Below are 14,051 nucleotides of genomic sequence, written 5' to 3'. Positions count from 1 at the left end.
CATTCGAATTACTTGACGGCCCCGGCCATGAGGCCGCGGATGTAGAAACGCTGCAGCGCCAGGAAGAGGATCAGGCAGGGCACCATCATCACCGTGACGCCGGCCTGCACGGCGCCCCAGTCGATGGCGCCGAAGCGGCCGGACTGAAGCGCGGTCATCATCACCGGCAAGGTGAATTTGGACTGGTCGGTCATCAGCACGAGTGCTGCCAAGAACTCGTTCCAGGCGCCGAGGAAGGCGAACAGCGCGATGGTGACGATGCCGGGCCAGACCAGCGGCAGCATCACCTTCACCAGCATGGTGACGTTGTTGGCGCCGTCCATGCGCGCGGCCTCCTCAATCTCGCGCGGCACGGCGTCGAAGGCGTTGCGCATCATGAAGATCGAGAACGGCAGCTGCAGCGTGACATAGACGCAGACCAGCCCGGTCAGCGTGTTGTGCAGGCCGAGTTTCGTCAGCACCAGGAAGATCGGCGTCAGGATCGACTGGAACGGGATCATGATCGTCGACAGGATGAGGACGAAGAAGAAATCCCGGAACGGAAAGCGGAAGCGCGAAAAACCGTAGCCGGCGAGCACGCTGACCAGCACCGAGAGCAGCACCGTCATCACCGAGACATAGATGCTGTTCTGCGCCGAGACCCAGAGCCCGTCGCCGAAGGAGTTCAGCGTCTGATAATTCTCGATCGAGAAGCCGGTGGTCGGCCAGGGTGGCAGCGGCGGCTGGCGCGCTTCCTGCGCCGGCTTGAAGGTCGACAGCACCGTCCACACGATCGGCGCCAAAAACAGCACCGAGGCGACGATGCCGGTCGAGTGCCTGGCGAGGCTGAAGGCCGCTTTGCGGTTTTGCGACATCGCCTCAGCCATCAGTCGAGCCCCTCGGGCTTGCGCAGCAGCCAGAGCTGGATGAGGCTGAGCGCAACCAGGATGACCAGCAGCACCATGGAGAGCGCCGCGCCGTAGCCAAGCTTGAACGAGACGAAGGACTGGTTGAAGATCCAGTAGACGGCCGTCAGTGTCTGGTTGCGCGGGCCGCCGCGCAGGATGATGTAGAACTGGTCGAAGGCCAGGATCGAGCCGGCGACCGACAGGATCAGCGCCAGCGCCAGCGTGCGGCGCATCAGCGGCAAGGTGATCGCCCTGAACCTGGCGAACGGGCCGGCACCATCGATGACGGCGGCCTCCTGCAAATCCTGCGGGATCGATTGCAGACCGGTCATCAGGATGATCATGGTGAAGCCGGCGACCTTCCAGACCACCATGGCGATGATCGACCAGAAGGCCGGCTGGAAGGTGGCGAGAAGATTGACCTTCTTGCCGGTCAGGCCGAGGTCGAAGGCGGCCGGGCTGAACAGGCCGGAATCGACATTCAAGAGCCACGACCAGAGCAGGCTTGCCGAAGCAAAACCCACCACCGCCGGCATGAAGAAGGCGGTGCGGTAGAGATTGGTGAGCGGACGCGGCCTTTCGATGAAGATCGCCAGCGGGAAGGCGACGGCGAAGATCGCGATGGTGACGATCACCGTGTAATAGAAGGTGAATTTCAGCGCATTCCAGAAGCGCGTGTCGCGCAGGATGGCAAAGTAGTTGTCGAGGCCGATGAAGGAATGCTCGCCCATCAGCGGCCAGTTGTGCAGCGACATCCACGCCGTCATGCCGAGCGGGATGACGAAGAAGACGGTGACCAGGGCGACGGCCGGCAGGACATAGAGCAGGCCCACCCATTGCCGCAGGCTGGTGCGTGCGCGGGCTCGGGCCGGCGCGGAGGTGGTGGCGATGGCGGTCATGGTTGGGCCTCCCCTTCTCCCCTCGCGGGAGAAGGTGGATCGGCGCGCAGCGCCGAGACGGATGAGGGGTGTTCCAGCGGAGTGAGGCGTCGGCGTTCTCTGGAGCGCCCCTCATCCGACCGAGCTTCGCTCGGCCACCTTCTCTCACAAGGGGAGAAGGTGGAGCCAGCCCGCCTGCGCCCCCTCACCCGGATTGCCGACCGGATTGCGAAGGGCAATCCGGGGCAATCCGACCTCTCCCCAAGGGGAGAGGAGATCGCAAGCGTCGGCGCCAAACTCTTCTCCCCACCAGAGAGAAGGTGGCCGCGAAGCGGCCGGATGAAGGGGTCTTTTCTCAACGCGTCAGTCCCTGCCATTCAGCGATGGATCATCCGGCCGCCCGGCCAGGGAGACGGAGCGGGCGGCCGGTCAGAGCCTTGGCGGCGAGGCGTTGCGCGATCCTCGCCGCCGGCTGGCCCTGTGTTACTTGTTCGGCGCCTGGTCGATGATCGACTGCATGGTATCCTGCGCGTTCTTGATGGCGCCGTCGACGTCGTCGCCGAAGAACACCTCGTTGACCATCTGCGTCCACGGACCGTTGGCAGAGTTGATCAGGTCGTTGAACACCACCGAATAGGGCGTCCTGCCCTTGGCCATCGCCTCGGCCGCCACCTGGTAGCGCGGGTCGAGATCCTTGAGCGCATCCTTGGCGATGTCGTTGCGCACCGGCAGGCTGCCATATTTGGCAAGGATGGTCTGGCCCTCGAGCGAATAGGCGAAGTCCAAAAACTCCTTCACCACGGCGATCTTCTTGGTGCCCTTGGTGACGACGAAATTGTCGCCGCCGGCGAAGGACGACCAGCCGCCATCCTTGCCCGGCAGGAAGGTGATGCCGTAGTCGACGTCCGGATACTGCGTGTTGAGCGCGCCGATGGCGAAGGCGCCGGACGGCGAGATGCCGATCTTGCCGCCGGCAAAGGCGGCGAAGAAATTGGCGCCGGTATCGGTCTGCGCGCCCTCGGGCACCAGCCCTTTCTTGACCATCGAGCGGTAGAGGTCGATCGCGCCGCGCAACTGCGGGCTGTCGAGCGTCGCCTTCGAGCCGTCCTCGGACAGGATGTCGCCGCCCGAGGCCCAGATCAGCGGCGTGAAGGTGAAGATGTTGCAGCCGCCGCAATTGCCCGAGAAGTAGAAGCCCTTGATGTCGCCGCCAAGCGCGTTGACCTTCTCGGCGTCGGCCTCGATCTCGGCCCAATTGGTCGGGCCCTTCTCAGGGTCGAGCCCCGCCTGCTTGAACAGCTTCTTGTTCCAGATCAGCACCGAGGCGTCGGCCGAGAACGGCAGGCCGTAGATCCGGTCCTTATAGGTGCCGGTCTTCACATGCGCCGGCGACAGGCTCGAAAAATAGGGCAAGGATTTCGCCCAGTCGGTGATGTCTTCCAACTGGCCGGCGGCGGCGAAGGACGGCGTGTAGATCAGGTCGAGCGAGAGCGCGTCGGGCGCCGTGCCGCCGGCGGCGGCCGCGCCATATTTCGGGATGATCTCGGCGTTGGGGATGATGTCGAGCTTGACCTGGTCCTTGTTCGCCTTGTTGAAGGCGTCGACGATGCGCGGCATGAAGTTCGAGCCGTCGGCGCGCACCCAGATGTTGGCGGTCTCGGCGGACGCCGCCTGCAGGCCGCCACCAATGACGGCTGCCGCAAGCGCCAGCCTGGCAAAAATGGTCTTCATCTTACTCCTCCTCATGGTTCTCCTCCCTGTTCTGGCCACGCCGCCCTGCTTGTTCGGGCGCGTAGCCTTGTTGCTTCATTGCGGCGGACTGCCGCATGACTGACGCACCACCAGCCGGCACGGCAGTTTCCTGATGCCCGGCACGGCCGGCTGGCCGTCGACGAGCGAAAGCAGGGCAAGCCCGGCCTCGCGCCCGAGGCTCGCCAGGTTCATGTCGATGGAAGTCAGCGGCGGACGCGTCGCCTCGGCCACGATCTCCCAATTGTCGAAGCCGATGACGCCAACATCCTCGGGCACGCGGATACCACGCTCGCGCAGCGCATCGATGACGCCGCGGGCGATCTGGTCGTTGCCGCAGAAGACGGCGTCCGGCCAGCCTTCCCTGCCCGCCTTGCCGAACAGTCTTGCCACGGCATCGTGGCCCCAGGCTTCCGACCATGCGCCCAGCAGAGGCTCGCTCAAGGCCAGGCCGTTCTCCGTCAGGACGTCGCGGTAAGCCTCGGCCCGCGTATGCACTACCGCGAAGCTCGCCGGTCCGGTGACATGGGCGATGCGGCGGCGCCCGAACCGCACAAACTGCTCTACCGCCAGCCGCGCGCCGCCGGCATCGTCGGAGACGAGGCCGACCGCGCCGGCATCGGGCTGGGTGAAGGCGTAGACGACCGGAATGCGCAGGTTGGAGAGATCCACCGGCAGATGGCGGTCGATGCGTTTTCCCGTGGCGACGATGCCGTCGACGCGCTTGTCGAGCATGGCCTCGACATGCAGCTGGCCGAGCCGCTGGTCGTCCTCGACATTGCACAGGAACACCGAGACGCCCTTGTCGACCAGCGCATCCGAAACGCCGGCCATCAGCGGCAGCGAGAAGCGGCCATAAGTATCGTTGGTGAGCAGCCCGACGGTGAAGGAGCGTTTTCGCAACAGGCTCTGGGCCAGGTTGTTCGGCCGGAAGCCGAGCAGCCGCGCCGTCTCGCGGATGCGCTCGCGCGTCTCCGCCGTCATCCGCCCCTGCCCGTTCAGCGCCTTCGACGCCGTGGCGACGCTGACGCCGGCCGCGGCAGCGACCTCGCGCAGCGTGACCGGCGGCTTGGCGGAGACAGGTGAGGCATCCGAAGACATATCGTGCAACCATTCCCTGAGTTGGGAAAAGGTTTTCTCTTATCGGCCTGCGTGGTGATGACGGATGAGGTCAGCAAGCGCAGGGCGATTTGGGAAAAGGTTTTCTCAAGCGAAATCTAATCCGAAAACAAGGGTGAACGCAAGGGGGCATGAAGAAGGCCCAACGCCTTGTCCGGAAACCTTACAGCAACGAGGGCTCAAAGTGGCAACCGTGCTGACGCTGCCCGGCTCCCACTCATCAGCTCGCATCTGCACTGCGACGGTTCGCGCTGCCGATTGCCGATCGCGTCTCTATCCCGCGACCCGAAAGCTCGACAGCGGCCGCGACACCCAACCCTCGATCTCACGCGTGACGAAGGTGGCGGCCTCATGATGGATGAAATGGCCGGCGTCGGGCAGCGCCACCACGGAGCTGATGTTGTCGACTTCGCGGAATGTGCCTTCGAAAGCACTGGCCGGAACATAGGGATCGTGGGCGCCGAACATCACCAGCGTCGGTGCTTTGACCAGAGGCAATTGACCGATGTCCGGCACCCTGCCGAGCGGAATGTTGGCCCTGTAGTAACCCAGCATCGCCTCCGGATCGGAATGCCGGAGCGACGCTGCGAGAGCCTGTCGGTCGGCCTCGTCGGCGACCCATCCGGCAAGCTCCTCCGGCGCCGGCATGGCGGACGCGCCTGCCTCCTGGAAGCGGCGCACATAGGCGAAATACCGGGCGTTGGCTGGATCGGCGATGGCGCGCAGATAGTTGCGCGGATGAGGGGAGGAAAGGACAACCAGATGGCGAACCACCTGCGGGATCCGCATGGCCAGCCACCAGGCAATGGTCCCGCCCCAGTCATGACCGACGATCGAGGCCTGGGAGAGTTGTTCGGCCACGAGCACCGAAAGCACGTCCTCGACCAGATGCGGCAGCAGCGTGTAGTGGGCATGTCCCCGCGGCGCGTCGCTTCGCCCGAATCCGCGCAAATCCGGTGCCAGCACCCTGAAACTGCCGCGTAGAGCCTCGATCTGCCTGCGCCAACCAAGGCCATGGTCAGGAAGGCCGTGCAGGAAAAGGATCGGCGGGCCGGAGCCCGCCGCGACGTAATGCAGTTTGACGTTCCTGTTAGATGCGAACCTGGACTCGAAACCTGTCTCCGAAGTCACCCTGACCGGCCGCCGCGATCACATCTTTACTTCGAGGCGCAGGAACGGGCCTTGGAAAACCTGATTCTTGTGATCTGCGTTCACAAGCAGATTGTGCCACGCCTCGATCTTGTAACCAGCAGTGAAGGTAGCGTTCGTTATCGGCGTCCAGCTCAGGCCAAGCGATGCGTCGAGGTTCGAGACCGTTTCATTCGAGCCCTGACTGGCCAGAGTTTCGGAAAAGTGTTCGTCTGGGTTTGTGGACGAGATATTGACACCGACACGCGCGGTGCGGCGGCCCCACATGACTGCGCCCGAAGCCGAGCCTGTCAGGCCCCAGTTCTCGCCAACCGGATAGTAAGCTTCCGCACCAACGCGCGGGCCGATGCCCCAGTACTCGGCCGTACCGATCTTGTCAGCGGCGATGCCCTTGTCGGCAGGATTGGTGGGGGTGAACTTTTCAGAAATCTCGCCCAATGTTTCATCGGAATGCACCAGCCGCAGGCCGCCGAAGAAACGGATATCGGCCTGTTGCACCTTGACGTGCTTGCCGACGTCAAAATCGAAAGTCTGGAAGCTGTAGCCGTCGCTGTAAGTCCCTGTAACAAGGCCGTCAGGGTTCGTCTCAGGCTGCTCGAAGAGGAGGGCAGAGCGGTCCTTGCCGAGTTGGACAGCGGCGGCAAGACGCCAATCCCAGTCCGGAGAGATCTGCTTGGTCAGCGAAACTGCCCCGGAAATATCACCGTTGCCTTTACCCAGCTTGTCGCTGCTCAGCTTGTCGTCGTTATGGAGATTGTTCCAGAAGTACGAGCCTTCGAACGACATCTTGATGCGCGAATCGATGACCGTCTGATCCGAGGGCTGCGCCTCGGTTGCGTTAGCCGTGGCCACGCCTGTTGCCGTTAGGGAGGCAGCCGAAGCCGCCACCGTAGCTAAAAATTTACCCGTGCCCTGCGAATGCATTTAAGTCCCCACCCAGATTCCAGCCGGGTTGTTATTGCAGACAAGTTTATAACCGCCTATTGCCGCTGCGGAATACCAGCGACTTTGCGGCGCGACTGTCGCATTTTTGCAACAATAAGGGACATCGTTAGCTGAACGAATACCGAGGTGGTCGTGCGTTCAGACATGGAGGTAGGGTGAGCGATCCAGCGCAAATCGAAGGCATGCTCAACAATCTCGTCTACAACCTATTCGCGCGGAGCGGGCAGGATGATGGACGAGCAACCGGCGCTAAGGAAATCGGCAACCTCATCGTATTCGACCATCCGGAGAGCGTCGACGAGATCGTCAAGTCGCCTGCCCTGTTCCGGAAGAACTTCTCGCTGATCTCGGCCCTCGGCTTCAGCCGCTTCAACACCAATGACGAGGAATGGGCGACAAGACGCGCCATCACCCAGGATCGCTATCTCGCGGCGGCCAAACCCCCCCATGGGCAAAGCGTGTCGGATATATTCAGCGGCGACCTTGCCGATTGCGAGACCTCCCTCGCAGGAATCCACCAGGCGCTTTTCACCGGCGCCATGACCATTTTCTATCAGGCCTTCGGACTTGTCGCGGAAGCGCGACCAACCGCTGTGCTTTTCGACCGAGTCCGTGAGACATTGCGCCGCCTGCAGTATTATTCCTGGGTCACGCCAACCAATGCCGAAAGAGACAGCGCCATCCAAGATGCCCGCGCGGTCATCGCGGATTTCGGTTCGCAACTGATGGCGGATCCACGGGCGGCCGCGGAAATGGACCGTTTCTCGGAAAGAGCAGCCGGGATCGACGGCTTTTCCCCGATCGAAGAATTCGTGATGAATCTGTTCGCTGGCGTCGAAACCACCGTCACGACAGTGCAGTGGGTGATCGATAGGCTCGGCGCCAACCAGCAGGTGCAGGAGCGTATCTATAGTGAGATTGCTGACGGCAAGGCACAGACACCGTTTACTGACTGCTTCATCAACGAGACGATGCGCTATTTCCCACCTATACCGTTCCTCACCCGCGAAGTAAGCACCGATGCGGTTCTGGATGGCACGTCGCTACGGGCCGGGCAACTTATCATGCTGTCCGTCGTCGGTGTGCACCAGCATCCTGAATTCTGGGAAAATCCGAGGACTTTCAATGCCAGCCGCAAGGAGTTCATCAACAACAGTTTCGACCGCCGCGCCTTTATTCCCTTCCTAACCGGACCGCGTATGTGCGGGGGCGCACGCCTGGGCCGACTCGAGGTGGAGCAGGCGGTTCGCGCGGTCGTGCGCCAGTTCGCCTTTACTCGCGCCGACGACGTTATCCGCTTCGACTATGCGCTGGCGCTGCGCCCGGCGAGCGGCATGTCCGTCCAGATGTCAAGGCGCTGATCGGCTCTGCTCCGCCTCGACAGGCATGTCGCGCCAAAGTTGACGGATCAAGCCTCCGAACTGTCTTGCGATAATCGACTTTACGGAGGCGTCGTTGCTGTAGCGACCATTTGCAGCGAGGGCATCATTGCGCAGATTGCGGGCTGGAAACCAGTTCCGCATCGTCGCCTTCACATTGTCGTGGGGATTGACGACGAAATCCTCATAGGCCACATGAGCAACCCTCGTCACGTCAATGGTCGAAAGGTAGCTCCGCCACTTTGCCTCGGAGTCCGCGATGTGTCGCACGGTGTCAATAACCGCCTTCTGACTTATCGTTCTCAACATAGGGACACCGGGCAGCGTTTCCCCGCCATCGAATGGCTGACCAGTATGCAGCATCGAAAGCAGGCTGACCGTCTGATCGACTTTGTTCCGGCGGGATAGGAATACATAGAACGAGCTTGCATCATCCTCGCCGATCGAGAGGCGGGCGAAGTCCAGATTGCCGAAAAACAGCTTGGCCGCGAATACGCCTTCGACTGAGCGCCGCATCAGAAGATGCTTTCCATATGACGACGCACCGCGATCGAGCGCCGGGACGTCGAATGTGTCGTCTCCCGTCCAGCGCCGCATGAGCGGTACCGCGAATTGCCACTGGAAGTATTCGGTGGGCAGGCCAAGTCCAAAATGCCGCATGACCTGGCAATAGGTATGGCCGGCGGTTCTCGGCGTGGTGCAAATCAGGATTCTATACGGATTTTCGGCCGCGTCGTCGCGATCGAGATCAGCTGAGAGCAATCGGGTATATGTTTCATCGAAGTGCGATGCCGCCATGACGGATACTGCTCACATGGCGGACAGAAACCCGAAGATCAGGAGAGCCTGATCGGGCGTCATCAGCGACGGCGGATGGCCGACATCGATATTGTCGACGATGCAAAGACCGGGTCGGACGCAACGGGTCCGCTCAAAGGCCTGCCTGTCGATAAATACGCTCTCGCGACCGTACAATAGCATGATTTGGGCGTCGAGCTTAGCGACCATGGGAAACAGGTCGTATTCGCGGCCGGTCATGGCCTCGAAATTCCCGGTCGTGGCCGGATCGTAGGCCAAACGAAACTCGCCAGCCCTCGCGGCAATTCTGTTATCGATGAAGCGGTCGAGGACCGGCCTCTCCACCCGCCCCATGCCTGGATTTGAGGCACGCAGATATTCCCCTGCCTGGGCGCGCGTCTGGAATACAAGCGCGGCTTCGCGGATGGCTTCGTTTCGCAAAGCATCGACCTTCGGCCCGCCAATCAGGGGGACATCGTTGAGGATGATCCTGTCGACGCTGCCGCGGTTCGCGTAGAGAAAGAGAAGCAGGATCAGCCCGCCCCATGACGTGCCGACGAAATGGTTCTCCTTGCCGGCAAACTGGCTGAGCGCGCGCAGGCACCTGGAATAGAGATCCATATCGTAGCCCGCGCCGAGATAGGCGCTGCGCCCCCGTCCGAGCAGGTCGGGGCAGATCACCAGATAGCCGTTGCGGCAGAGGAAGGACGCGAGGTAATCGAAATCGCAGCCATTGCCGGCAAAGCCGTGCAGGCAGAACACGGTGCCGCGCGGTTGGCCGGCCGGTTGCCAGATGCGCACGAACATCGAGGCGTAACGGTCGCCGAGGCGGATCAGGATTTCCTGGGTCAGCGCCTCGCCTGGGGTAGCCTGTTCCATCACGCGTCCCGCTTGCGAACGGCGCGTTTCATGGCACCGCGGGCGTCGATGAAATCGCGCTTCCAGTAGACCGACTTGTCGAGGTTGAGCAGTTTCGCTTCCTTGATCATCGGCAGGATGTGCGAGGACGAGCGCGTAGCCATAATCGTCGCGGCAATCGCGTTGCCGCCGGGATCGGGGTTGAGTGGCCCTCTGTTTGCAACCCACGTCTCGGCAATTTCGCGGCTGGTCACGATCCAGCCGACGTAAGCGACGATCGCATCGTCGATGGAACCGATGAGGTGCGTCTGCTGCTCGATCTGGTAGCGCAAGGACTTCACCATCTGTCCAAACTCGTATCCGTCGAAGGGCGGATAGTGCGCAATGAAATTGCAGACGAGCCCGAGAGAGACCGGGTTGAAAGGAACGCGGGTGAAAAGGAGCTTGGTCATGCGGCCTCAAGGCACTTCGAATGGGCGCGACATTATGATGTGCGGTCTGTTCGCCGCTAGTGGTAAAATGCGCGCCGCGACAGGTCGAGAGGCGGCTTACACCGGCGATCCAGCCTGGCCGAGGCCTGAGCCTTCCACGGATCTACCTAAACCGCCCTTCTCCCCGCCTGCCGCCATGCGCTTCCACGGCCTTCTCGACGGCGCGCTTCAATTCGTCCTTGATCTCGACCGTCTCGGCCATCAGCGTCTCGATCTTGAGGAATTCGAGCACGCGGTATTTCGAGACATTCGGCCGGATCAGAATGTCCGGCGGGTGCTGCCTAAGCTTGTTGGCGATGATCGACTGCATCATCAGCTGGGTGGCGCCATACATCAGGTCGACTGTGGTCGGATGCCTGCGCTCGGCCTCGCTCGGCGCGCCGACGACATCGACGGCGATGATGATGTCGGCGTCCTTCTCGATGAGGTCGAAAGGCACGGGGTTGTAGATACCGCCATCGATCAGCACGCGGCCCTCGCGCGTCACCGGGCGGAAGACCGCCGGGATAGCCGCCGATGCGGCAAGCGCCGAATGCAGGTCGCCTTCGGCGAATACCGCAAGGCTGTGGCCGAAATAGTCGGTCGCCGTAACCTTGAGCGGAACCTTCAGCGCCTCGAATGTCTGCGGGATCGCCTCGGGTAGGAAAGCCTTCAGAATGCGCTCGATGTTGAACTGGCTGACGCGGATGCCGCCCTGCATGGCCTCAGCGATCGTGCCCGGCCGCGAGCGCCACATGCGCGCGGCCACTTCAGCCCGGCTGCCGAGGATCGATCGGGCATAATCGTGAATCTCGGCACCCTTCATGCCCGACGCCATGCCGGCGCCCATGATGGCGCCGATCGACGAGCCGGCAATCGCCACCGGCTTGATGCCGAGATCGTCGAGAGCCTCGATGATGTGGATATGCGCGAGACCGCGCGCGCCGCCGCCGCCAAAGGCCACCCCGAAGGTCGGGCTCATCCCTTGCCGCCTCCCGCCACCTGCACCAGCGGCGGCCCGATGACCATCACCGCGGGGTCGGCCGACAGGAGCTTCTTCGCCGCCGCCTTCACGTCGGCCAGCGTCACCGCGTTGATGAGAGCCGCGCGCCGCTTGACATAATCGATGCCGAGATCATCGACCTGCAGCTCCACCAGCGTCGCGGCGATGGAGCTGGACGAATCCAGATTGCTGATGGCGTAGGCGCCCACCATGTATTTCTTGATGGCCGCGAGCTCCTCCTCGGTGGGGCCGTTCTCGGCCATATCCTTCACCACCTGGCGCACGATCGAAAGCGTTTCGGCGGCGCGGTCGGAACGCGTCGCCGTCGTCACCAGCAGCGCGTTGGAATGCTCGTGATCGACGAGATCGGAGCTGACGCTATAGGCAAGGCCGCGTTTCTCGCGCACCTGCTCATACAAGCGCGACGTGAAAGTCGAGCCGCCGAGAATCTCGTTCATCAGCACGGCGGCGTAGAAATCGGGATCGCTCCGCTTCACGCCCGGCCAGGCAAGCTGCAGGGAGGTCTGCGGCAGATCGTAATTCACTTCGAGCTGCTGGCCGAGCTTGGGCGTGATGTCGGCAACCGGCGCCAGCGTCTGCTTGTCCGGCAGGTCGCCGAACACCTCGTCAAGCCTGCCGCTCAACGTGGCGGCGTCGATATCGCCCACCACCGCCACATGCAGGCCGCCGCGGGCGAAGTTCGCCTTGTGGAAGGCCTTGAGGTCGTCGGCAGTGATGGTTTCGAGGCTGTCTTTGTTGCCCTCGTCCGGCCGCGCGTAGGGATGCTGGCCATAGATCGCGCGCAGCCAGCGCTGCTGGGCGATCGTATTGGGGTCCCGCTCATTGGCGAGGATGCCGGAGAGTGTCTGGGCGCGGATGCGGTCGATCGGCGCCTGATCGAAGCGCGGGCTGTTCACCGCCAGCTTCAGCAGGCCAAAAGCCTCGTCCTTCTGGTCGGACAGCATGCGCATCGAGCCATAGGTGCCATCGCGCGCCGCCTGAAAACTCATCTCCGCGCCGGCATCGTCGAGCTTCAACTGGAAGGCCTCGCTGTCGAGGTCGCCGGCGCCCTCGTCGAACAGGCCGGTCATCAGGTTGACCAGGCCTTCCTTGCCGGCGGGGTCCTGCGCCGTGCCGCCGTCGAAGACGAAACGGATCGCAACCAGCGGGATCGAATGGTCTTCCACCAGCCAGGCGGTGACGCCCTTGTTCGACTTCACCTCCTGGATGTTCATTTCGGCGCGCGCGGCAAGCACCGGCAAAAGCAGGAAGAACAGGGCGAAGCAAAGGGTGGCGACGGCGCGATAGAGCTTGCCTTCCTCGCTCGCCGGAGAAGGAGAAGCGATCGTATGGCCAAGAACCATGCTCATTATCAATTCCCCGCCTGCTGCTGCGGCAAGAGATAGCCGGTGGTGGAACGATCGAGCACGAGGTAGCGGGCGGCTGCCGCCTTGACTTCATCGGCGGTCACCTTGCGGATGCGGTCCGGCCATTCCTGGACGTCCTTGACATTGCCGCCCGTGGCAAGCGTCGAGCCATACATGTTGGCCATGTCGTCCTGCTTGTCGCGCGCAAAGATCATGGAGCGCACATAGCGGGTCTTGGCCCGCTCCAGCTCATCGTCGCTCACGCCGTCCTTGACGATGCGGGCGATCTCGGCATCGACAGCCGCCTCGACATCGGCAAGCCTGGCGTCGCCGCGCGGGGCGCCATAGACGGTGAAGTTGGTGGCGTCGAGCATGGTGCCCTGGAAGTAGGCGCCGGCCTCTGAGGCGATACCCTGCTTGACGACGAGCTGCTGGTACAACCTGCTGCGGTTGTCGCCGCCGAGGATCTCGGCAAGCAGGTCGAGCGCCTCGGCTTCGCCGGGCTTGGCCGTGTGATAGGACGGCACGACCCATTGCGTCGAAAAGCTCGGCACCGAGACGCGCGCGTCGGTGAGCGTCACCGTGCGCTTCGTGTTCTGCTCCGGTTCCACGGGGCGGATGCGCGGCCGCAGGTCCGGGCCGCGGGCGACCTTGCCGTAGGTGCGCCCGGCCATCGCCTTCACCGCGTCAGGATCGACGTCGCCGGCCACCACCAGCACGGCGTTGTTCGGCCGGTAGTAGGCGTCGTAGAAGGCTTTCGCGTCCGGACGGTTCAACTGCTCCATTTCCTGCATCCAGCCGATCACCGGAATGCGGTATCGCTGGTTCTGCCAGAGCGTCGCGTCGACCTCCTCGTCGAGCACCGCCTGCGGATTGCTGTCGATGCGCGAACGGCGCTCCTCCAGGATCACGTCGCGCTCGGTCTTGATGACATCGTCTGTCAGGATGAGGTTGCGCATGCGATCGGCCTCGAAGCCCATCATCTGTTCGAGGGCGGAAGGCGGCACCGTCTCGTGGAAGGCGGTGTAGTCGTAAGAGGTGAAGGCATTGTTGGAGCCGCCGATCTCGGACACGGCGCGGTCGAACTCGCCGGCGGCGTGGTTGGTCGTGGCCTTGAACATCAGGTGCTCGAAGAAATGCGCGATGCCGGATTTGCCGAGAGGCTCGTCGGCGCTGCCGATCTTGTACCAGACCATGTGGGTGACGATCGGGGCGCGGTGGTCCGGGATGACCACCACTTCCATGCCGTTGTCGAGCAGGAAATCCTTGACCTCGCCGTCATCGGCCGCGCGGGCCGGAGCCGCCGCCGCAAGCGCCAGCGCGCTGGTCAGAAGCGCTGCGCGCAGCCCAATTCCTGTTCGTCTCATCAAGTTCTCCGGTCGCGGTTGCGCGACGATAGGCAAGGTTGTTGGCAAGGCAAAGTGAATTGTGAGTCATTTTCGAGGCGGC

General features: G+C 62.9%; 13 protein-coding genes. 1 reads left to right on the top strand and 12 read right to left on the bottom strand.

Annotated features, from left to right (window positions below; all coding sequences use genetic code 11):
- Positions 1-8: 8 nt before the first annotated feature.
- The 6 genes from FJ424_RS07725 to FJ424_RS07700 form a co-directional block, all read right to left on the bottom strand.
- On the bottom strand, positions 9-866 hold the full coding sequence (locus tag FJ424_RS07725; protein ID WP_140656513.1) for a carbohydrate ABC transporter permease: 858 nt from the start codon (positions 864-866) through the stop codon (positions 9-11).
- A complete protein-coding gene (locus FJ424_RS07720; RefSeq protein WP_140656515.1) occupies positions 866-1,786 on the bottom strand; it encodes a sugar ABC transporter permease in 921 nt (306 codons plus the stop codon). Before FJ424_RS07720 ends, FJ424_RS07725 begins: the two co-directional genes overlap by 1 nt.
- A 462-nt stretch (positions 1,787-2,248) precedes the next feature.
- Positions 2,249-3,496, bottom strand: coding sequence for a sugar ABC transporter substrate-binding protein (locus FJ424_RS07715; RefSeq protein ID WP_140657017.1), 1,248 nt, complete (start codon positions 3,494-3,496; stop codon positions 2,249-2,251).
- Positions 3,497-3,571: 75 nt separating this feature from the next.
- On the bottom strand, positions 3,572-4,615 hold the full coding sequence (locus FJ424_RS07710) for a LacI family DNA-binding transcriptional regulator (RefSeq protein WP_140657015.1): 1,044 nt from the start codon (positions 4,613-4,615) through the stop codon (positions 3,572-3,574).
- 291 nt (positions 4,616-4,906) lie between these two features.
- On the bottom strand, positions 4,907-5,764 hold the full coding sequence (locus tag FJ424_RS07705) for an alpha/beta hydrolase (RefSeq protein ID WP_140657013.1): 858 nt from the start codon (positions 5,762-5,764) through the stop codon (positions 4,907-4,909).
- 18 nt (positions 5,765-5,782) lie between these two features.
- On the bottom strand, positions 5,783-6,706 hold the full coding sequence (locus tag FJ424_RS07700; protein ID WP_140657011.1) for an Lpg1974 family pore-forming outer membrane protein: 924 nt from the start codon (positions 6,704-6,706) through the stop codon (positions 5,783-5,785).
- 176 nt (positions 6,707-6,882) lie between these two features.
- Between FJ424_RS07700 and FJ424_RS07695 the strand changes: the two genes are divergently transcribed.
- Positions 6,883-8,088 (top strand): cytochrome P450, encoded by a 1,206-nt coding sequence (locus tag FJ424_RS07695; RefSeq protein ID WP_140657009.1) that lies wholly within the window; start codon positions 6,883-6,885, stop codon positions 8,086-8,088.
- Here the strand turns inward: FJ424_RS07695 and FJ424_RS07690 are convergent.
- The 6 genes from FJ424_RS07690 to FJ424_RS07665 all read right to left on the bottom strand — a co-directional run bounded on the left by FJ424_RS07690 (position 8,077) and on the right by FJ424_RS07665 (position 13,969).
- Positions 8,077-8,904 carry a Stf0 family sulfotransferase gene (locus FJ424_RS07690; protein WP_140657007.1) on the bottom strand — a complete coding sequence of 276 codons (828 nt, stop codon included), beginning with the start codon at positions 8,902-8,904 and terminating at the stop codon, positions 8,077-8,079. The genes FJ424_RS07695 and FJ424_RS07690 overlap by 12 nt on opposite strands.
- 12 nt (positions 8,905-8,916) lie before the next feature.
- Positions 8,917-9,783 carry an alpha/beta hydrolase gene (locus FJ424_RS07685; RefSeq protein ID WP_140657005.1) on the bottom strand — a complete coding sequence of 289 codons (867 nt, stop codon included), beginning with the start codon at positions 9,781-9,783 and terminating at the stop codon, positions 8,917-8,919.
- A complete protein-coding gene (locus FJ424_RS07680; protein WP_140657003.1) occupies positions 9,783-10,214 on the bottom strand; it encodes a hypothetical protein in 432 nt (143 codons plus the stop codon). The genes FJ424_RS07685 and FJ424_RS07680 overlap by 1 nt, the downstream gene beginning before the upstream one ends.
- A 142-nt stretch (positions 10,215-10,356) precedes the next feature.
- Positions 10,357-11,214 carry a patatin-like phospholipase family protein gene (locus FJ424_RS07675; protein WP_140657001.1) on the bottom strand — a complete coding sequence of 286 codons (858 nt, stop codon included), beginning with the start codon at positions 11,212-11,214 and terminating at the stop codon, positions 10,357-10,359.
- Complete coding sequence (locus FJ424_RS07670) at positions 11,211-12,605, bottom strand: pitrilysin family protein (RefSeq protein WP_246677175.1); 1,395 nt, start codon at positions 12,603-12,605, stop codon at positions 11,211-11,213. Before FJ424_RS07670 ends, FJ424_RS07675 begins: the two co-directional genes overlap by 4 nt.
- A gap of 2 nt (positions 12,606-12,607) precedes the next feature.
- The gene (locus tag FJ424_RS07665) at positions 12,608-13,969 is read right to left on the bottom strand and encodes a pitrilysin family protein (protein ID WP_140656999.1); all 1,362 of its coding nucleotides are present in this window, start codon (positions 13,967-13,969) and stop codon (positions 12,608-12,610) included.
- Positions 13,970-14,051 lie beyond the last annotated feature (82 nt).

The organism is Mesorhizobium sp. B3-1-8 (assembly GCF_006439495.1).
Lineage (GTDB): Bacteria > Pseudomonadota > Alphaproteobacteria > Rhizobiales > Rhizobiaceae > Mesorhizobium.
The sequence above is the reverse complement of the archived record's forward strand: the minus strand, read 5'-3'. Positions and strand labels throughout refer to the sequence as shown.